We start from the raw sequence: 19,042 nt of genomic DNA, 5'->3' as shown, positions 1-19,042 counted from the left end.
GAAGAGATGTCGTGAAGAACAGCGTGTCGCGCCGCCTTGTCCTGGCCGCTCGTCTGGCGTCGCTGTTGCCGATGGCGATGTTGGCGTTGTTCCTGTCCGGTATGCCCGCGCAGGCCCAGCGCGCCACGGGCCTGCCCACGGGCCTGATCATCGTCGACATTCAGCAGGCCCAGCGCGAATCCCTGCCGGGCAAGGCTCTGGCCGCCCAGCGCGACAAGTATCAGCAGAACTTCCAGACCGAGTTCAACGCGGCCCGTCAGTCCCTTCAGCGCAGCGACCAGGATCTCGCCAAGCAGAAGGGAACCATGCCGCAGGAAGTCTACGACCAGAAGGTCAAGGCGCTGGAAATGCAGGTGGTGGCCTTCCAGAACCGGACGCAGATGGCGGTTCGCGCCTTGGAGAAGTCAACGGATTCCGCCATGGCGGAGCTGATGAACGCCATTCTGACCGTCACCGGCGAGATTGCGTCCGAGATGGGGGCCAATCTGGTCCTTCCCAAGCAGCAGGTGGTCCTGCACGAGCCGCGCATGGACGTCACCGCCCAGGTAATCGAACGGCTGAACAAGCGCCTGCCGGCCGTGAACTTTCCCGTTCCCGAGGTGGATGCCCCTCCGCCGTCCGAACCTTCGCCCAACAAATCCGGTAAGAAGTGACACCATGGCCGATCCCCGTTTCTTCAGCAAAGCCGGTCCCTTCACCCTCGCCCAGTTGGCGGAGCTGTCGAGCGCCGCTCCGGCCGAGGGGTGCGACCCGAAGGCGGTCTTCGTCGACGTGGCGTCGCTGGAGCAGGCGGGGGGAGACTGCGTCTCCTTCCTCGACAACCGGAAATACGTGGCGGCGTTCCAGGCCAGCAAGGCCGGATTGTGCGTCGTGGCGCCCGAGATGGCGGAAAAGGCCCCCGCCGGCATGGCGCTGCTGCTGTCTGCCGATCCCTACCGGGCCTATGCCCGCATCGCCCAGGCCTTCTACCCCGTTCCCGCCCCGGAGCCGTGGGTGGCGCCCACCGCCTACGTCGATTCTTCCGCCAAGGTGGGGCAGGGGTGCCGCATCGAACCCGGCGCGGTGATCGGGGCCGGCGCCGAGATCGGCGCCCGCTGCCGCATCGGCGCCAACGTGGTGATCGGCCAGGGCGTGGTGCTGGGCGACGACTGCACCGTCGGCGCCAACGCCACCATTTCCCATGCCCTGGCGGGAAGTCGCGTCAACATCTATCCCGGCGCCCGCATCGGCCAGGACGGATTCGGCTTCGCCATGGGGCCGCAGGGCCATCTGAAGGTGCCGCAGCTGGGCCGCGTGGTCATCGGCAACAATGTGGAGATCGGCGCCAACACCACCATCGACCGCGGTGCCGGTCCCGATACGGTGATCGGCGACGGCTGCATGATAGACAACCTCGTCCAGATTGGGCACAACGTGCAGCTGGGACGCGGCTGCGTCATCGTGGCGCAGGTCGGCATCTCGGGCTCGACCCACATGGGCGATTTCGTCGCGGCGGGCGGCCAGGCCGGCATCACCGGCCATTTGAAGATCGGATCGGGCGCGCGCATCGCCGCCCAGGCCGGCGTGATGCGGGACATCAAGCCGGGAGAGACCGTCGGCGGCGCGCCCGCCGTGCCCATGGCGGACTGGCTGCGCCAGTCGGCCATCCTGGGCAAGATGGCGCGAAAGAAGGGTTAAGGCCAAAGGCAGGACGTGCGTTATGGATACCGCTAACAACGACCAGGCTACCGACCTGGGCAAGGTCATCGACATCAACCGGATCATCCAGATGATTCCGCATCGCTATCCGTTCCTGATGGTGGACCGGGTGGTACAGGTGGTGGCCAATGAAAGCGCCGTGGGCATCAAGAACGTCACCATCAACGAGCCGTTCTTCCAGGGCCATTTCCCGTCGCGCCCGGTGTTCCCCGGCGTCCTGATCATCGAGTCCATGGCCCAGACGGCGGCCGTGCTGGTGGTCGAGACCCTGGGCGAATCCGCCGAGGGCAAGCTGGTCTACTTCATGAGCGTCGAGAATTGCCGCTTCAGGAAGCCGGTCGGCCCCGGCGACCAGCTGATGATCCATGTCTTCAAGGAGCGTTCGCGCGGCAACGTCTGGAAGTTCCGGGGCGAAGCCAAGGTCGACGGCGTCCTTGTCGCCGAAGCCACCTATGCCGCCATGATCCTGGACGAGAAATGACCAATATTCATCCTTCGGCCGTTGTCGATTCCAAGGCGGAGATCGCCTCCTCGGCCATCATCGGCCCGTTCTGCGTGGTCGGCCCCGACGTCAAGCTGGGCGATTCGGTTGAGCTGGTGTCCCATGTGGCGGTGGCGGGGCGCACCACCATCGGCGCCGGCACCCGCATCTTTCCCTTCGCGTCCATCGGCCACCGCCCCCAGGATCTCAAGTACAAGGGCGAGCCCTCGACCCTGGAGATCGGGGCCAACAACCAGATCCGCGAGCATGTCACCATGAATCCCGGCACCGAGGGTGGCGGCATGGTGACCAAGGTCGGCGACAACTGCCTGTTCATGGCCAGCGCCCACGTGGCCCACGACTGCATCCTGGGCGACAACGTCATCATGGCCAACAACGCCACCCTGGCCGGACATGTGACGGTGGGCGAATACGCCTTCCTGGGCGGGCTGTCGGCGGTCCACCAGTTCGTGCGCATCGGCCGCCACGCCATGATCGGCGGCATGTCGGGCGTCGAGGCCGACGTGATCCCCTTCGGCATGGTGATCGGCAACCGCGCCTATCTCAATGGCCTGAACATCGTGGGGCTGAAGCGCCGCGGCTTCTCGCGCGACGACATCCATACGCTCCGGAACGCCTATCGCCTGATGTTTGCGCCGGAAGGCACGCTGGCCGAGCGACTTTCCGACGTGGAAGAGCAGTTCAAGGACCATCCGGTGGTGATGGAGATCGTCGCCTTCATCCGCTCGGATTCGTCGCGCTCGCTCAGCACGCCGAATGGCTCCTAAGCTCGGGATTATCGCTGGCGGCGGCGACCTGCCCGGGCTGGTCGCCGCCGCTTGCCGCGCCCAGGGACGCCCGTTTCATTTCCTCGCCCTTACCGGGCATGCCGATCCCAAGGTGATCGGCGACGATTCCCCCCAGGACTGGGTCCGCCTGGGCGAGGCGGGAACCGGATTTGAACGCCTGCGCCAGGCCGGGGTCGCCGAAGTGGTGATGATCGGCCCGGTTCGCCGGCCGTCCTTGCTGGAACTGGCCCCGGATTTCCGCACCGCCCGCTTTTTCGCTCGGGTCGGGCTGAAGGCCCTGGGCGATGACGGCCTGCTGCGCGCCGTCGTCGCCGAACTGGAAGGGGAGGGCTTCAAGGTGGTGGGCATCGACGAGGTGCTGTCCGACTGCCTCGCCGTTGCCGGTCCCTATGGCTCGCTTGCCCCCGACGAGCAGGCGAGCGCCGACATCACCCGCGGCATTCAGGTGGCGCGGGGCCTGGGCGCGCTGGACGTGGGGCAGGCGGCGGTGGTGCAGCAAGGCATCGTGCTGGGCGTCGAGGCCATCGAGGGCACCGACAACCTGCTGAAGCGCTGCGGCCCCCTGGCCCGCGAGGGACTGGGCGGCGTGCTGGTCAAGGTGAAGAAGCCGGGCCAGGACCGCCGTATGGATCTTCCCACCATCGGGATGACGACGTTGCGCGAAGCCGCCGCCAGCGGCCTGCGCGGCATCGCGGTGGAGGCGGGGGGCGCCCTGGTGCTGGGCCGCGAGGCCGTGGCCGCCGAGGCCGACCGCCTGGGCCTCTTCGTGGTTGGCGTCGCGCCATGAGCGCCGGATCGCTGCTGCTCTACCTCATCGCCGGCGAGCCGTCGGGCGACCTGCTGGGCGCGCGCCTGATGGCGGCCCTGAAGGAGCGCCTCGGCGATGGCGTGGTCTTCGCCGGCATCGGCGGCGAGGGCATGCGGGCAGAGGGGCTGCAATCGCTGTTTCCCATGACCGAGTTGTCGGTGATGGGCCTCGTCGAGGTTCTGCCCCGAATTCCTAAGATCCTGCGCCGGGTGGGCGAGACCCTTTCCGACATCGAAACGAAGCGGCCCGACGCCCTGATCACCATCGATTCCTGGGGATTCAACGGCCGCATTCATACGGGACTGAAGAAGCGCGGCTCGTCCGTTCCGCGCATCCACTACGTGGCGCCCATGGTCTGGGCCTGGAAGTCGGGGCGGACCAAGACCCTGGCCCGCGTTCTCGACCTGCTGTTGACCTTGCTGCCCAACGAGCCGGCCTGGTTCGAGAAGGAGGGGCTTCGCACCCTGCATGTGGGCCATCCGGTGATCGAGGGCGCGGCGGCCAAGGGCGACGGAGCCGCCTTCCGGCTGCGCCACGCCATCGCCCCTGACCGTCAGTTGCTCTGCGTTCTGCCCGGTTCTCGCCATTCCGAGACCGCCAAGCTGCTGGGACCGTTCGGCGAAACCATGGCCTTGCTCGCCAAGCGTCTGCCCAACCTTGCCGTGGTGGTGCCGACGGTGGAAACCGTGGCCGACGAAGTCACGCGTGCGGTCAAGTCCTGGCCGCTGCCCACCATCGTGGTGCGTGGACCGGAGAAATACGACGCCTTCGCCGCCTGCGACGCCGCCCTGGCGGCTTCGGGAACGGTGGCGCTGGAACTGGCCATGGCGCGGCTGCCGGCGGTGATCACCTACAAGGTTTCGCCGCTATCCGCCTTCATCGCCACGCGCTTCCTGGGGCTCAGCCTCAAATTCGTCACCCTCGTCAACATCCTGGCTGACGAGGCGGTGATGCCCGAACTGCTGCAAGACGATTGCCGCCCCGACAAGCTGGCCCAAGCGGTGGAACATCTGCTGACCGACGAGGCGGCCCGGGCCCTGCAGGCGGCGGGCGCGCGGCGCGCCCTGGAAAAGCTGGGCCTGGGGGGCGAAAGTCCGGGGCGCCGCGCCGCCGACGCGGTGATAGACTTCATCCGGCAACGCAAGGAGCAAAGTCATGGCTGACTGGCGCTTTCTCCACACCATGATCCGGGTGGGCGACCTGGACCGTTCCATCGACTTCTACACGCGGCTGCTGGGCATGACGCTGCTGCGCCGCACCGATTATCCCGAGGGACGCTTCACCCTGGCCTTCGTCGGCTATGGCGAGGAATCGTCCAATACGGTGATCGAGCTGACCCACAACTGGGACACCCCGTCCTACGAGCTGGGCGGCGGGTTCGGCCACCTGGCGCTGGGCGTGCCCGACATCTACAAGGCCTGCGCCGGATTGGAGGCGGCGGGCGCCAAGATCGTGCGCGCGCCGGGCCCCATGAAGCACGGCTCGACGGTCATCGCCTTCGTCGAGGACCCGGACGGCTACAAGATCGAGCTGATCCAGGCCCGCGCCTGATTTTCTAGCTGAACGCCGCTTCCGGCTGGCTTTCGCGCACGATGTCGATGAGGCGCAGCAGGATGTCGGGTTCCTGTGCCCCGGCCAGGGCGTAGGCCCCGTCGAGGATCAGGCAGGGTACGCCGTTGACGCCGAGGCGGTGGGCGCGGGCATTGTCGTTGAGGACGGCGATGCCGTCCGCGTCCGAAGCCAGATAGGTCAGCAGCGGGGCGCGTTCCAACCCGAACGAGGCGCCGATATCGGCCAGAACCTCGACATCGCCGATATCCATGCCCTGGCAGAAATAGGCCTTGTACAGGGCCTCGACCACCTCGGCCTCATGCCCCGACGAACCGGCGTAGCGGATCAGCCGGTGGGACCCCAGCGAATTGGGCATGCGGGTGATGGCGTCGAAGTCGAACTCGATGCCCTCGCTCTTGCCGGCGGCGGCCACGGCGCCGTGAACCCGCTGGACGCGGGCGGTGCCGCCGAACTTGCGGTCGAGATAGACCTTGCGGTCGATGCCTTCCGGCGGCAGGTCGGGATTGAGCAGGAAGGGACGCCAGATGATCCGCACACGGGTTTCGGGGCGCTGGGCCAGGGCGCGTTCCAGCCGGCGCTTGCCCACATAGCACCAGGGGCAGACCGTATCGAAGACGTACTCGATCCTCACCTTCGGTCCCTCAATCCAGCTTGGCCTGCACCCGGGCCAGCAGCGTCTCCAGCGTATCGGTGGTCTTGGCGTCGGTGCAAGCCACCTGAACCCAGACCTTGACCGGCTGATAGACCTCGCGCACCGCGAAATCCGTATAGGCCAGGACGCCGGCGATGCGATGCATCACCACCTCGGCCTCGACGGTGGGAGTGTCGGGCAGCACCACGCAGAACTGGTTCTTGGCGTAAAGCGCGGTCAGATCCTCGGCGCGGAGCAATCCGGTGATCCACTGGCCCAGCTGCTGGGCCAGATGCTCGGCGGCGTCGTCGCCGAAATGGCTGCGCACCCCTTCGATATTGGGGATGTAGAAGAACACCACGGCCAGATGGCGGTCATGGGTCTTGGCGATTTCCAGGCGTTCGCCCAGATACGAATCCAGATAGGCCCGGCTGTAGACCCCGGTCAGCGGGTCACGGGTCTTTTCCTTCAGGCTTTCGAACAGGGCGCCGCGGATGGACCAGCGCAATTGCTGGCGGCGCACCATGCTCAGCACCGAGGCCCGCAGGATTCCCGGGTCAAGCGGACGCGGCAGCACGCGGCTGGCGCCCCGGCGGTAGATTTCCGCCGCCGCCACGCCCTTGTCGGCCACCACCACCATGGGCAGGTTGAACAGCCGGGGATTGTTGCGGACCTGGGAGGCGAAGGCCAGGTAGCCTTCCAGCTCGCCGTCCGTGGTGACCACGGCGGCGTCGAAATTGCGGTGCTCCAGCAGGCTTTCCGCGTCATAGAGGTTGGCGCTGCTGATCACCTCGGCCGAAGCGCCGAGGATGGCGCCGACCCCGTCGCGGTCATGGCCGACCACCAGAATGCAGGGGCGGGTCCCCTCCTGGACGGTGGCCCTTTCGCTGGCGCTCACCCCGAACGCCTGGGCGGCGCAGGCGCGATGGCGCAGTTCGGCGTGCATGGTGGCGAGGCGGACCAGCGGACGCAGGCGCGACAGCAGCTCCACGTCGTCGTCCTGCATGGAAATGGTGTCGTCCAGGCCGGCGGCATAGGCCTTTTCCGCCGAATCGGCCGTCACCTTGTCCACCATCAGGACCATGGGGATGTCGGCCAGCAACGCTTCATGCTTGAGAAAGGCGCCGAGGCCGATGGGGTCTTCGCCCGCCTCGCCGACCAGGATCAGGTCCGGATGCTCGTAGCGGGCCAGTTGCAGCACCTGCTCGCGGCTGGTCGCGTGCATGGCGTGATAGCCGTTATGCGACAGACGCGCCAGAATGGCTTCCGCGCCCCCCATATCGGCATGGGCTACGATGACGTTGGCCAGACGGATCATGAAGCGTGAACCTTCGATTGCAGAACAAGGGATCAGCATAATACGGATCGTCGTCCGCCATAAGGGGGTATGACCTCATTGCCGCGACGGCGACGAACGGATAATCTTGCGCCCTTCGTTTTTTGCAAGGAGCAAGACATGTCCGGGCATTCCTCGCCGATGGTCAACCGCCGTGGTTTCCTCGCCGCCGGCGCCGCCGGTGCCGCCGCCCTGGGGCTGGGCGGCCGGGTCGGTCCGCTGCACGCCGCCGAGCCGCTGAAGGTCGGCCTGCTGCTGCCCATGTCCGGCGGTCTCGCCCGCGAGGGCCAGAGCTGCAAGCGCGGCGCCGACGTCACGCCGGCCCTGCTGGCCGACATGGGCATGCCGGTCCAGCTGATGATCGCCGACACCGAGACCAATATCGACACCGCCCGGACCCGCGCCGAGAAGCTGATCGCCGACGGCGCCCAGGTGCTGATCGGCGCCTTCGATTCCGCCCATACCCTGGCTGTGGCCCAGGTCTGCGAGCAGCGCGGCGTGCCGCTGGTGATCAACATCGCCGCCGCGCCCAACATCACCGAGCAGGGCTTCAAGACGGTGTTCCGCAACTTCCCCACGGCACCCAAGCTGGTGACCGAGGGCCTGGCCCTGATGAAGGACGTGTTCAAGACCACCGGCACCACGCCCACCAAGGCGGTGTTCCTGCACAACAACGACACCTTCGGCACCGCCATGGCCGGGGCGGTGAACAAGCTGTTCCCCACGCTGGACATGCCGTTCCCGCTGGTGGAAACCATCGCCTATGACGGCGCCGCCCGCGATCTGGCGGTGGAAGTGGGCAAGGCCAAGGCCACCGGCGCCGATCTGGTGCTGCTGGTGCCGCACGGCGACGACTGCATCCGCGTCATCCGCGAGATGGTCAAGCAGCGCTTCGAGCCCAAGGCGGTGGTGTCGCCCGGCAGCCCCGGCATGTACGAGGCCCAGTTCTATAAGACGCTGGGCAAGTACTCCGACTACTGCATGACCAACCTGCCGTGGATCAACCCCAAGACCGCCATGAGCCAGGCCCTGCTCAAGGCCTTCACCAAGGCTTATCCGGACGCCCTGTTCGAGATGAACATCGGCTACACCTTCGAGGCGATCCTGATCGCCGCCGACGCCGCCAAGCGGGCCGGGTCCAACGATCCCAAGGCCATCCTGGCGGCGCTGCCCGCCACCAGCATCGCCGAGCACGTGATGATCGGCGGCCCCATCGTGTTCGACGCCAAGGGCCAGAACACCAACACCCGTTCGGCCACCATCCAGAACTTCGGCGGCAAGCCGTTGGTGGTACTGCCCAGCGAAGTGGCCGAGGCAAAGCCGGTATTCCCCGCTCCGGGCTGGCAACAGCGCGGCTGATAGGGTACAAGCCGACGGCCGTCGCTCAGGACGGCCGTCGGATTTGCCTTTCTCCATGACCATCGACCTTGCCAACCAGATCGTAACGGGCCTCTTGACCGGGCTGGTCTACAGCCTGATGGCGCTGGGCCTGTCGGTCATCTTCGGCGTGGTGCGCGTCGTCAACTTCGCCCATGGCGAGATGACCGCCATCGCCATGTACGCCGCCTGGGCGCTCTTCAACTGGCTCGAACTCGACCCGCTGGTCGGCCTGCCGCTGATCGCCCTGCTGCTGTTCGCCCTGGGCTACGTCATGCAGCGCGGCCTGATCGACGCCTTCGTCGCCAAGCCCGAGCACATGCAGTTCATCCTGCTGGTGGCCGTCGCCATCATCATGGTCAACGGCTCGCTGCTGGTGTTCGGCCCCGACGCCCACGGCGTCCAGGTTCCCTACGGCTTCGACACCTACGAGGTGGGGCCGCTGCTGGTGGACAAGGTCCGCCTGCTGGCGGCGGGCGCCGCGCTTTGCATCTCGGGCCTGCTGATGCTGTTCTTCCGCCGCACCATGACCGGCAAGGCCATCCGCGCCTGCGCCGACAACCTGGTGGGCGCCAAGGTGATCGGGCTCAACGTCAAGCAGCTCTACGCCGTCACCTTCGGCATCGGCGCGGCCTGCGTCGGCGCCGCCGGAGCGCTCCTTTCCATGCTGATCGACGTGATGCCGTCCAGCGGGCCGGAACTGACCATGCTGGCCTTCATCATCGTCATCGTCGGCGGCCTGGGCAGCATGGGCGGCGCCTTGTTGGGCGGCATCCTGATCGGCGTGTCCGAGGTGCTGGCGGGCTATTTCCTCATGCCCTCCATGAAGGGCATGTTCAGCTTCGCCATCCTGATCCTGATCCTGGTTCTGAGGCCGCAAGGGCTGATGGGGGCGCGCAAATGAGCCGTCAGGCCATCCTGCTTTGCCTGCTGCTGGCCGCCTTCGCCCTGGCGCCCCTGGTGGCCGGGCCCTACCTGCTGTCGGTGCTGGTGGTGGTGATGTACTTCGCCTATGTGGGCCAGGCGTGGAACATCATGATGGGCTTCGCCGGCCAGCTGTCGCTGGGCCACACCCTCTATGTGGGCCTGGGGGCCTATACGGCGGCCGCACTGTTCGTCCATCTGGGCGTGCCCGCGGTATTCGGCCTGTTCGCCTCGGTGGCGGTGGCGGCGCTGGCGGGCGGCATCATCGGCTCGCTGGGCTTCCGCTTCGGGGTCAAGGGCGTCTACTTCGCCCTGCTGACCATCGCGTTCGCCGAGTTCACCCGCATCTCGTTCGAGCATATCCCCGGCCTGGGCGGCCCGGCCGGGCTGTTCCTGCCGGTGGGCGACCGCAGCGGAATCGACCTGATCCACCTGCGCGGCCATCCGCTGATGTTCTATTACCTGATCCTGGCCATGACCGTGGGCATCTTCCTGCTGTGCCGCCGGCTGGTGCATTCGCGCCTGGGCTATACCTGGCTGGCGGTGAGGGAGGACCAGGAGGCGGCCGCCGCCCTTGGCATCAACGTCTTTCGCGCCAAGCTCTACGCCGTGATGCTGTCGGCCGGGCTGACCGCGCTGGGCGGCGTGTTCTTCGCCTTCTACTACAACAACCTGTTCCCCAATCAGGCCTTCGGCATGAACCGGTCCATCGAGATCATCCTGGCGCCCATCGTCGGCGGGTTGGGAACCCTGTTCGGGCCGATCCTGGGGGCGCTGATCCTGACGCCTTTGGGTGAGCTGATCACCGCCGTGACCGAAGCCATGGGCTTCAAGGCGGCGGGCATCAAGCAGCTGTGCTACGGCCTTGCCTTGCTCGCCATCGTCAAGTTCCTGCCCGACGGCGTCTGGCCCTGGATCCGCGACCGGCTGGGCCTGAACCAGGACCTGGACGGGGAGGAGGGGCAATGAGCGCCGCTCCGCTGCTCCTGGTCGAAGGCATCTCCAAGAACTTCCGGGGCCTGCGCGCCGTGGACGGCGTCTCGTTCAGCGTCAATGCCGGCGAAGTGGTGGCGCTGATCGGCCCTAACGGGGCGGGAAAGACCACTGTTTTCAACATGATCGCCGGCGTCTTTGAACCCGACGGCGGGCGGATCGAGCTTGAAGGCGCCTCGCTGGTGGGCCTGCGTCCCGATCAGGTCTGCCGGGCCGGAGTGGGCCGCACCTTCCAGCTGGTCAAGCCGTTTGGCAACATCTCGGTGGAGGAGAACGTGCTGGTCGGCGCGCTGCGCTGGACCCACGACATCGCCCAGGCGCGCCGCCGCGCCCGCGAGGTCCTCGAATTGCTGGGCCTGGCCGACAAGCGCCGCCAGATGGCGCGCGGACTGACGCTGCCCGACCGCAAATGCCTGGAGGTGGCCCGCGCCTTGGCCACCGGGCCGAAGCTGCTGCTGCTCGACGAGGTGATGGCCGGCCTGCGTCCCGCCGAGACCGACCGCATGGTCGAGGTCTTCCGCAACCTCAACCGCGACACCGGCCTGACCATCGTGCTGATCGAGCACGTCATGCGCGCCGTGATGGCCCTGTCCCAGCGGGTGGTGGTGATCAACAGCGGCAAGCCGGTCTGCGAGGGCGCCCCCGACGAGGTGGTGCGCGACCCCAGGGTGCTGGAGTGCTATCTGGGGCAGGAGAAGCTCTGATGCTCGACGTGCGGGACCTCGACCTGTTCTACGGCGACGCCCAGGCCCTGGCCGGCGTCGGCTTCACCGTGCCCGACGGCTCCATCACCGCCATCGTGGGCGCCAACGGGGCGGGCAAGACCTCCTTGATCCGCGCCATCGCCGGTATGGAAAAGCCGCGTGCAGGCACCATCTCCTTCGACGGCCACGACATCACGGGCAAGGAAAGCTACGAGATCTGCGATCTCGGCCTGGGCCAGGTGGCCGAGGGCCGCCAGGTGTTTCCCACCATGAGCGTCGAGGACAACCTGGAACTGGGCGCCATGGTGCCGCGTGCCCGCAAGGACGCCGCCCAAAGCCTGGAGCGCGTGTGGGGCATGTTTCCCCGCCTGCTGGAGCGCCGCAAGCAGATGGCCGGAACGCTGTCGGGCGGCGAGCAGCAGATGCTGGCCATCGGCCGCTGCCTGATGGGCCTGCCTAAGATGATCATGTTCGACGAGCCGTCGCTGGGCCTGTCGCCCGCCATGGTCCACGAGGTCTTCGCCATCATCCGCCGCCTGCACGAGGACGGCATGACCATCGTGCTGGTCGAGCAGAACGTGGCGGTGTCGCTGCACATGGCCGACCACGCCTGCGTGCTGGAGAACGGCCACGTGGTGATGGAGGGCAGGGGGACCGACCTGCTGGGCGACGACCGGGTCCGGGCAGCCTATCTCGGCCTGTGATTGAAATTCATGGGCGAGCGGCTATTCTCGCCCCATGTCTACACAGCCATCCCCCCTTTTCCTCGACGCCGTTCGCCACCATGAGGCCGGTAACCTCGGGACAGCCGAGCGCCTTTACCGCAAGCTGGTGGAGAAGGAGCCGCGCAATCCCGACGCCTGGTATCTGGCCGGCTATCTCTTCATCCAGCGCCGCCAGATGACCCGGGCCCTGGCCCATCTCGACAAGGCGGTGCAGCTCCGCCCCGGTTATCCCGAGGCTCAGCTCAACCGGGCCAACGTCCTGATGGAACTGGGGCGGCCCGAGGACGCGGCCGCGGGCTATCGCGCCGCCGCCCAATGCCCGCAGCCCCATCCCGAAGCCTTCGCCGGATTGGGCCAGGCCCTGGCCCGCCTGGGACGCCCCGCCGAGGCGGCCGAGGCCTTCGGCGCGGCCCTGCGGCTCGCCCCCAGCCATGCCGCCGCCAATGCCGGTCTGGCCAACGCCTTGCGCCTCCTGGGCCGTGACGCCGAGGCGCTGCCCCACGTCCTGGCCTATGCCGTGGGGGCAAAGGATGTTCAGGTTCTGGTGGACCTCAGCCGTGAGGCCATGGCCCGCAACCTCTTGCCCGTCGCCCACGCCGCCCTGCAGGCCGTCACCGGGATTCGGCCCGCCGATGCGGATTCCCTGGCCTTGCTGGCCAATCTCAGCCAGATGGGCAGCCGCTACGCCGAAGCGGAGGCCACGGCCCGCCGTGCCCTGGCCCTGAAGGCCGATCTGGCCTTGGCCCATTCGGTCCTCGGCCGCGCCCTGTTCCGCCTGGAACGGACCGAAGAAGCCGCCTCCGCCCTCAAGGAGGCTTGCCGGCTCGATCCCGAGGATGCCGAGGCCCGCCACTTCCTCTCGCTCCTGACCGGCGAGGCCGATGCCTCGGCGCAGTTGAAGTACACCCGCGACCTGTTCGACGGCTGCGCCGCCACCTTCGATCAGGTTCTGGTGGACCAGTTGGAGTATTCGGCCCCCTGGGTTTTGGCCGAGGAACTGAAGGCGGCCGGCGTGCTTGACCGGCCCCAGGCCATCGTCGATCTGGGCTGCGGCACGGGATTGTGCGGCACGATCCTCAAACCCAACGCCTCCCGCCTCGACGGTATCGATCTGGCGCCCGGCATGGTCGAGGCCACCCGCAAGCGCGGCCTCTACGACGAGGTCATCGAGGGCGAGATCACCGATGTCCTGAACGGACGAAACGCCGAATACGACCTGGCCGTCGCCGCCGACGTATTGATCTATATCGGTGAATCGTCACAGGTCTTCGCCGCGACCCGAAAGGCCTTGCGCACCGGTGGTTGTTTCGCCTTTTCTGTCGAGATAGAAGACGGCTCGGGCGTCACGGGCCGCAGCAGCGGTCGGTTCGCCCATTCCGCCGCCTATATCCGGGACCTTGCCGGCCGGTTCGGCTTCGCGGTAATCGCCGAGCGGGCCTTTCCGCTGCGAAAGGAGCTTGGTCACCACATCGAGGGCCGCACCTACGTGCTGCGCGCCATCTAGCGTGGAATAGGAAATAGGAGGCGTGCCATGACCTGGGCCGTAACCTCTCGACAAGGCGTTGGAATGCCGCCGATCCTCTACGGCACCGCCTGGAAGAAGGAGCGGACCGCCGGTCTGGTGGAATTGGCCCTGGCCCAGGGATTTCGCGGTATCGACACCGCCTGCCAGCCCAAGCACTACCACGAGCCGGGGGTGGGCGAGGGACTGGCCGCCGCCCTGGCCAAGGGCTTGCGCCGCGATGAAATCTATCTGCAGACCAAGTTCACCCCCCTGGCCGGGCAGGATCCCCAGCGCGTCCCCTACGATCCCTCCGCCAGCCTCGCCCGGCAGGTGGCGCAATCCTTCGAACGCTCGCGGGCCAACCTGGGAACGGACATCCTGGACGGCCTCGTCCTCCACTCGCCCCTGGCTGATCCCGCCGATTTCCGCGAGGTCTGGACTGCCATGGAGGCCATGTTCGACGCCGGCGGGGTTCGCCAGCTGGGGATCAGCAATTGCTATGACCCCGAGGTCCTGCGCCACCTCTGCGATTCCGCCCGCATCAAGCCGGCCATCGTCCAGAACCGCTTCTACGCCGCCACCGGCCATGACCGCATCCTGCGGGAATATTGCCGCCGCGAGGGCATCCTCTACCAGAGCTTCTGGACGCTGACCGCCAATCCCGACATCCTGGCCCACGATACGGTCAAGGCATTGATGTCCAAGCACCACCGCACCGCCGCCCAGGTCTTCTTCCGCTATCTCAGCCAGATGGGAATCATCCCGCTGACCGGGACAAGCTCGGCCGAACACATGCGGGAAGACCTGCAGATCACCGATTTCGCCCTGGCGGACGAGGAATGCGGAGCGCTGGAGACGTTGCTGAGGTAAGTGGCGGAAGGGGAGGGATTGCCGCCTTCGGCGTCGTTCGGGCGCGCGCTTCGTATGAGCGCGCCCTCACCGAACCCTGGGGGGGCGTCCACCGCTCGCCATTCCCCTATGAACGCCGAAGGCCCCGGGCGGGGCCTTTGGCGTTCCTGGCGGAAGGGGAGGGATTCGAACCCCCGGACCCCTTGCGAGGCCTGCGGTTTTCAAGACCGCTGCAATAGACCACTCTGCCACCCTTCCGCGACCGGGCAGATTTAGCGCACCGGGGGCGGTGGCGCAATGGGGCAGCGGCGAGTCCCCTTAAACGAACAGATATTCGTTTCTTTGCCGGCCCCGGCTGTGTTTTGATGAAGGCAACGAGGGGCGAAGCCCCCGCCGGACTTCACAAACGGGGAACGCTCTCATGATCAGGAACGCGAGGATTCCGGCCCTGGCCGGCGCCATGGCCCTTTCTCTGGCCGCCCTGCCGGCCCTGGCCGAGCAGACGGTCAAGGTCGGCATTCTGTCGGATATGTCGGGTCCCTATTCGGACATGGGCGGCCCCGGTTCGGTGGCGGCGGCCCAATTGGCCATCGACGATTGCCTGGCCAAGGAATGCAAGGGCATGAAGATCGAGCTTCTGTCCATCGACCACCAGAACAAGGCCGACATCGGCGTGCAGAAGGCCCGCGAATGGGCCGAGGTCAACAAGGTCAACGCCATCGCCGACCTGACCAATTCGGCGGTGGCGCTGGGCGTGCAGAAGCTGACGGTGGAGCACAATTTCATCGCCATGTATTCCGGCCCGGCCACCACCAAGCTGACCAACGAGGATTGCTCGCCCAACGGCTTCCACTGGATGTTCGACACCTATGCCCTGGCGGCGGGCTCGGCCCAGGCCATCACCAAGATGGGCGGCAAGAGCTGGTATTTCCTGACCGTCGACTACGCCTTCGGCCATTCGCTCGAGGCCGATTCCATGGCCATGGTCAAGCAGCTGGGCGGCACGGTGGCGGGGGCGGTCCGCCATCCGCTCAACACCGCCGACATGTCGTCCTTCCTGCTGTCGGCGCAAAGCTCCAAGGCCCAGGTGATCGCCCTGGCCAACGGCGCCGCCGACACCATCAACGCCATCAAGACGGCGCGCGAGTTCGGTATCGTCCAGGGCGGGCAGCAGGTGGTGCCGCTGCTGATCTTCCTGACCGACATCCGCAGCCTGGGCCTCGAGATCGCCCAGGGGCTGACCTTCACCGAAGGCTTCTACTGGGACCAGGACGACCAGGCCCGCGCCTTCGCCACCCGCTTCCAGAAGGCGTTCAAGGACCGCAAGCCGACCATGGTCCAGGCCGGCACCTATTCCAGCGTGCTGCACTACCTGCGCGCCGTGGCGGCGGCCAAGACCACCGAGGCCAAGGCGGTGGCCGCCAAGATGCGTGAAATGCCCATCTCCGACGCGGTGATGCGCAACGCCGCCATCCGTCCCGACGGCCGGGTGATCCACGACATGCTGCTGGTCAAGGTCAAGACCCCCGCCGAGTCCAAGGGGGACTGGGACTTCTATTCCGTCCAGGCGACCATCCCGGCCGCCGAGGCGTTCAAGCCCCTGTCCGCCTCGGCCTGCCCGGCGGTCAAGAAATAGGCCATAGGCCGGGAGGAGGGGGCGTCTCGCCGTCTCCTCCCGCCATATGGGCCGTGACAGCCTGGGCGCGGCGTGTCATCAAGGTCCCATGTTCCTGCTGTCCAAGCTCCTCGGTTTCGTCACCGATCCGCCCACGATCTTCCTGCTGCTGCTGCTGGCCGGATGGTTGCTGAGCCTGTCGCGGCGTTGGTTGCGTCTGGGCCGCACGGTGCTTGGCGTCACGCTGCTGTCCATTCTGACCCTGTCCGTGGTGCCGGCCGAGCAGTGGGTCATGACCTGGATGGAGGACCGGTTCAGAGCGCCCGATCCCCTGCCGGACAAGGTGGACGGCATCATCGTGCTGGGCGGCGCCATCAATCCCGCCTTGAGCGCGGCGCGGGGACAGGTTTCCACCGGAAGCGCGGTCACCCGCATGACCGAACTGATTCCCCTGGCGCGGCGCTATCCCGAAGCCAGGGTGATATTCTCCGGCGGCTCGGGCAGCGCGTTCGACCAGACGCACCGCGAGGCCGATTACGCCGAGATCTTCTACCGCGACATCGGCATCGACACCGGCCGGATCGTGTTCGAGCGGGAATCGCGCAACACCCGCGAGAACGCCACCTTGTCCAAGCAGGCCATGGACCCCAAGCCGGGCCAGACCTGGCTGCTGATCACTTCGGCCGGACACATGCCGCGTGCCGTGGGCTGCTTCCGCGCCGTGGGCTGGCCAGTGGTGCCCTTTCCCGTCGATTACCATACCAGCGGCCTTTCCCAGCCCTGGTGGGCGGAGCTGAGATTCAGCCCCTATTCCGGCATCACCGGCCTGGGACCGCTGATTCACGAGGGGCTGGGGCTGGTGATGTACCGCCTGATGGGCTGGACCGACGCGTTGCTGCCCAAGCCTTGAGATTGCAGACCACGGTCAAAGTGTGGCACAACACCTGATGCTTACCAGATTTGGGGTTGGTCGCATGGCTTGGACGACGAAATCTTGGATGGCGGCTGGATTGGCCGTGGCGTCCCTGGCGTTGGGCGGCTGCGCCGCCTCGGCGGAGGAGCCGGCCGCCCAGAGCGAGACCCAGGTGGCGGTGGCCGATAGCGGTTTCTCCGGATTTCTGACCGGCGTACGGGCCGAAGCCCTGGAAAAGGGCATCAAGCCCCAGACCCTGGACCTGGCGCTCGCCAACGTCACCCATATCGACCGGGTGATCGAGCTGGACCGCAAGCAGCCGGAATTCACGCTGTCCTTCAACGAGTATCTGGGCCGCATCGTCACGCCGGCCCGGGTGGAGGAGGGGCGCAGGAAGCTGGCCGAAAACAAGGCGCTGCTCACCGAGATCGAGCGCCGCTACGGCGTGCAGCCGCGCTTCGTGGTCGCCCTGTGGGGCATCGAGACCAATTTCGGCAAGAACACCGGCGGCATGTCGGTGGTCTCGTCGCTGGCGACCCTGGCCTATGACGGGCGGCGGTCCAAGTATTTCCGCACCGAGCTGATGAACGCGCTCACCATCCTCGACCAGGGGCACATCCAGCCCGCCAACATGATCGGGTCGTGGGCCGGCGCCATGGGCCAGTGCCAGTTCATGCCGTCCACCTTCCTGAAATTCGCAGTGGACTGGGACGGCGACGGCAAGCGCAACATCTGGACCAACCGGTCGGACGCCCTGGCCTCGGCCGCCAACTACCTGTCGCAGGAAGGCTGGAAGGGCGACCAGACCTGGGGCCGGGCGGTGAAGCTGCCCGCCGACTTCCCCCGCAACCTGCTGGGCGCCGACACCCGCAAGAGCGTCAAGGACTGGGCGGCGCTGGGGGTCAAGGGGAGCGACGGCAAGGCGCTGCCCGCCCGCGACATCACGGCCTCCATCGTGCTGGCGGAAGGGACCAAGGGACCGGCCTTCCTGGTCTACGACAATTTCCGCACCATCATGAAGTGGAACCGCTCCACCTTCTTCGCCCTGGCGGCAGGGCATCTTGCGGACCGCATCGGCGGCAAGTAGACTACCACATCTTTGGCCGGACCCACGGGGAGGGGACTAGATGTCGCGAAAGACGCGCTTGGCGGCGCTGCTCCTGTCCGGAACCGTACTTTCCGGCTGCGCCGAGATGAATCTGTTCGGCCACATGGCCAAGTCGGTGGGCGGGGACAATCCGCCGCCGCCCTCGGCCTCGGCCGCCACCAACTACAAGGTGGGCAAGCCCTATCAGGTGGCGGGCGTCTGGTACTATCCCCAGGAAGACTTCGCCTATGACGAGACCGGTATCGCGTCCTGGTATGGCCCCGATTTCCACGCCAAGCTGACCGCCAACGGCGAGACCTTCGACCAGAACGCCGTCACCGCCGCCCACAAGACGCTGCAGATGCCGTCCATCGCCCGGGTCACCAACCTGGAGAACGGCCGCTCGATCATCGTCCGCATCAACGACCGCGGCCCCTTCGTCAACGGCCGCATTCTGGACCTGTCCCGGCGCTCGGCCCAGCTTCTGGGGATGGAAGGCAAGGGCACCGCCAAGGTCCGCGTCCAGATCCTGTCCGAGGAAAGCCGGGTCCTGGCCGGCAAGCTGAAGCCCGATTCCACCGGCAACGAGCCCAAGGTGGCCAGCGCCGCGCCGCGCGGCTCGGTGCAGGCCGAATCCCTGCCGCCGCCTCCCGGCGTCAGGAACGGCGACAACGGCCAGGTGGTGGTCGCCTCGTCGGCCCAGCCCCAGCAGCGCGGCATGACGCCTGAGGCGGTGGAACGCGAAGTCGCCGCCCAGGAGGTGAAATCGGTGCCGGTGCGCCCCACCTCCATCTATGTCCAGGCCGGCTCCTACAGCCGCCACGACAACGCCAACCGCATGGTGGCGCGCCTGTCCAAGGTGGGCAAGGCCCAGCTGCAGCAGGTCCATCTCCAGGGCAAGACCCTGTTCCGGGTCCGGCTGGGGCCGGTGGCCAATGTCGAGGAGGCCGACCGCATCCTCGATTCCGTGGTTGCCGCGGGGGCGCAGGACGCCCGCGTGATCGTCGATTAACATT

20 protein-coding genes and 1 tRNA gene are annotated in these 19,042 nt (G+C 67.0%); 18 read left to right on the top strand and 3 right to left on the bottom strand.

Annotation, left to right across the window (positions count from 1 at the left end; all coding sequences use genetic code 11):
* The first annotated feature begins 11 nt into the window (after nt 1-11).
* The 7 genes from XM1_RS14825 to gloA are packed head-to-tail and all read left to right on the top strand — an operon-like array spanning nt 12 to nt 5,347.
* On the top strand, nt 12-653 hold the full coding sequence (locus tag XM1_RS14825) for an OmpH family outer membrane protein (protein WP_068434783.1): 642 nt from the start codon (nt 12-14) through the stop codon (nt 651-653).
* A 4-nt stretch (nt 654-657) separates the two neighbouring features.
* A complete protein-coding gene (gene lpxD / locus XM1_RS14820) occupies nt 658-1,677 on the top strand; it encodes a UDP-3-O-(3-hydroxymyristoyl)glucosamine N-acyltransferase (RefSeq protein WP_068434781.1) in 1,020 nt (339 codons plus the stop codon).
* A gap of 22 nt (nt 1,678-1,699) precedes the next feature.
* Nucleotides 1,700-2,179 carry a 3-hydroxyacyl-ACP dehydratase FabZ gene (gene fabZ, locus XM1_RS14815; RefSeq protein WP_068434780.1) on the top strand — a complete coding sequence of 160 codons (480 nt, stop codon included), beginning with the start codon at nt 1,700-1,702 and terminating at the stop codon, nt 2,177-2,179.
* Nucleotides 2,176-2,967: an acyl-ACP--UDP-N-acetylglucosamine O-acyltransferase gene (gene lpxA / locus XM1_RS14810; protein ID WP_068434778.1), complete on the top strand. Its 792-nt coding sequence runs from the start codon at nt 2,176-2,178 to the stop codon at nt 2,965-2,967. Before fabZ ends, lpxA begins: the two co-directional genes overlap by 4 nt.
* A complete protein-coding gene (locus tag XM1_RS14805; RefSeq protein WP_068434777.1) occupies nt 2,957-3,775 on the top strand; it encodes an LpxI family protein in 819 nt (272 codons plus the stop codon). The genes lpxA and XM1_RS14805 overlap by 11 nt, the downstream gene beginning before the upstream one ends.
* Nucleotides 3,772-4,959 carry a lipid-A-disaccharide synthase gene (gene lpxB / locus XM1_RS14800; protein WP_068434776.1) on the top strand — a complete coding sequence of 396 codons (1,188 nt, stop codon included), beginning with the start codon at nt 3,772-3,774 and terminating at the stop codon, nt 4,957-4,959. The genes XM1_RS14805 and lpxB overlap by 4 nt, the downstream gene beginning before the upstream one ends.
* A complete protein-coding gene (gene gloA / locus XM1_RS14795; protein ID WP_068434775.1) occupies nt 4,952-5,347 on the top strand; it encodes a lactoylglutathione lyase in 396 nt (131 codons plus the stop codon). The genes lpxB and gloA overlap by 8 nt, the downstream gene beginning before the upstream one ends.
* A gap of 4 nt (nt 5,348-5,351) precedes the next feature.
* On the opposite strand, the gene XM1_RS14790 is transcribed toward gloA, so the two are convergent.
* Nucleotides 5,352-5,999 carry a DsbA family oxidoreductase gene (locus XM1_RS14790; RefSeq protein ID WP_068434774.1) on the bottom strand — a complete coding sequence of 216 codons (648 nt, stop codon included), beginning with the start codon at nt 5,997-5,999 and terminating at the stop codon, nt 5,352-5,354.
* 10 nt (nt 6,000-6,009) lie between these two features.
* Complete coding sequence (locus XM1_RS14785) at nt 6,010-7,317, bottom strand: diguanylate cyclase domain-containing protein (protein ID WP_068434773.1); 1,308 nt, start codon at nt 7,315-7,317, stop codon at nt 6,010-6,012.
* A gap of 138 nt (nt 7,318-7,455) precedes the next feature.
* Between XM1_RS14785 and XM1_RS14780 the strand changes: the two genes are divergently transcribed.
* The 7 genes from XM1_RS14780 to XM1_RS14750 all read left to right on the top strand — a co-directional run bounded on the left by XM1_RS14780 (nt 7,456) and on the right by XM1_RS14750 (nt 14,432).
* Nucleotides 7,456-8,694, top strand: a complete 1,239-nt coding sequence (locus XM1_RS14780) for an ABC transporter substrate-binding protein (protein WP_068434767.1) — start codon at nt 7,456-7,458, stop codon at nt 8,692-8,694.
* A gap of 55 nt (nt 8,695-8,749) precedes the next feature.
* Complete coding sequence (locus tag XM1_RS14775) at nt 8,750-9,616, top strand: branched-chain amino acid ABC transporter permease (protein WP_068434766.1); 867 nt, start codon at nt 8,750-8,752, stop codon at nt 9,614-9,616.
* The gene (locus XM1_RS14770) at nt 9,613-10,605 is read left to right on the top strand and encodes a branched-chain amino acid ABC transporter permease (protein ID WP_068434765.1); all 993 of its coding nucleotides are present in this window, start codon (nt 9,613-9,615) and stop codon (nt 10,603-10,605) included. The genes XM1_RS14775 and XM1_RS14770 overlap by 4 nt, the downstream gene beginning before the upstream one ends.
* Nucleotides 10,602-11,333 (top strand): ABC transporter ATP-binding protein, encoded by a 732-nt coding sequence (locus XM1_RS14765; protein ID WP_068434764.1) that lies wholly within the window; start codon nt 10,602-10,604, stop codon nt 11,331-11,333. Before XM1_RS14770 ends, XM1_RS14765 begins: the two co-directional genes overlap by 4 nt.
* Nucleotides 11,333-12,037 carry an ABC transporter ATP-binding protein gene (locus XM1_RS14760; RefSeq protein WP_068434763.1) on the top strand — a complete coding sequence of 235 codons (705 nt, stop codon included), beginning with the start codon at nt 11,333-11,335 and terminating at the stop codon, nt 12,035-12,037. Before XM1_RS14765 ends, XM1_RS14760 begins: the two co-directional genes overlap by 1 nt.
* 34 nt (nt 12,038-12,071) lie before the next feature.
* Nucleotides 12,072-13,562, top strand: coding sequence for a tetratricopeptide repeat protein (locus tag XM1_RS14755; RefSeq protein WP_082700539.1), 1,491 nt, complete (start codon nt 12,072-12,074; stop codon nt 13,560-13,562).
* Nucleotides 13,563-13,625: 63 nt separating this feature from the next.
* Nucleotides 13,626-14,432 (top strand): aldo/keto reductase, encoded by an 807-nt coding sequence (locus XM1_RS14750; RefSeq protein ID WP_231920525.1) that lies wholly within the window; start codon nt 13,626-13,628, stop codon nt 14,430-14,432.
* Nucleotides 14,433-14,579: 147 nt separating this feature from the next.
* Here XM1_RS14750 and XM1_RS14745 read toward each other — a convergent pair.
* Nucleotides 14,580-14,669, bottom strand: a tRNA-Ser gene (locus XM1_RS14745).
* A 163-nt stretch (nt 14,670-14,832) separates the two neighbouring features.
* Here XM1_RS14745 and XM1_RS14740 point away from each other — a divergent pair.
* From XM1_RS14740 to XM1_RS14725, 4 genes are all read left to right on the top strand, one after another.
* Complete coding sequence (locus XM1_RS14740) at nt 14,833-16,047, top strand: ABC transporter substrate-binding protein (RefSeq protein WP_068434759.1); 1,215 nt, start codon at nt 14,833-14,835, stop codon at nt 16,045-16,047.
* 88 nt (nt 16,048-16,135) lie between these two features.
* The gene (locus XM1_RS14735; protein WP_068437872.1) at nt 16,136-16,936 is read left to right on the top strand and encodes a YdcF family protein; all 801 of its coding nucleotides are present in this window, start codon (nt 16,136-16,138) and stop codon (nt 16,934-16,936) included.
* A gap of 88 nt (nt 16,937-17,024) precedes the next feature.
* On the top strand, nt 17,025-18,026 hold the full coding sequence (locus XM1_RS14730; protein ID WP_068434757.1) for a lytic transglycosylase domain-containing protein: 1,002 nt from the start codon (nt 17,025-17,027) through the stop codon (nt 18,024-18,026).
* Between the two features lie 40 nt (nt 18,027-18,066).
* Nucleotides 18,067-19,038 carry a septal ring lytic transglycosylase RlpA family protein gene (locus tag XM1_RS14725; RefSeq protein WP_068434756.1) on the top strand — a complete coding sequence of 324 codons (972 nt, stop codon included), beginning with the start codon at nt 18,067-18,069 and terminating at the stop codon, nt 19,036-19,038.
* Nucleotides 19,039-19,042 lie beyond the last annotated feature (4 nt).

The organism is Magnetospirillum sp. XM-1 (assembly GCF_001511835.1).
Taxonomy (GTDB): domain Bacteria; phylum Pseudomonadota; class Alphaproteobacteria; order Rhodospirillales; family Magnetospirillaceae; genus Phaeospirillum.
The sequence above is the reverse complement of the archived record's forward strand: the minus strand, read 5'-3'. Positions and strand labels throughout refer to the sequence as shown.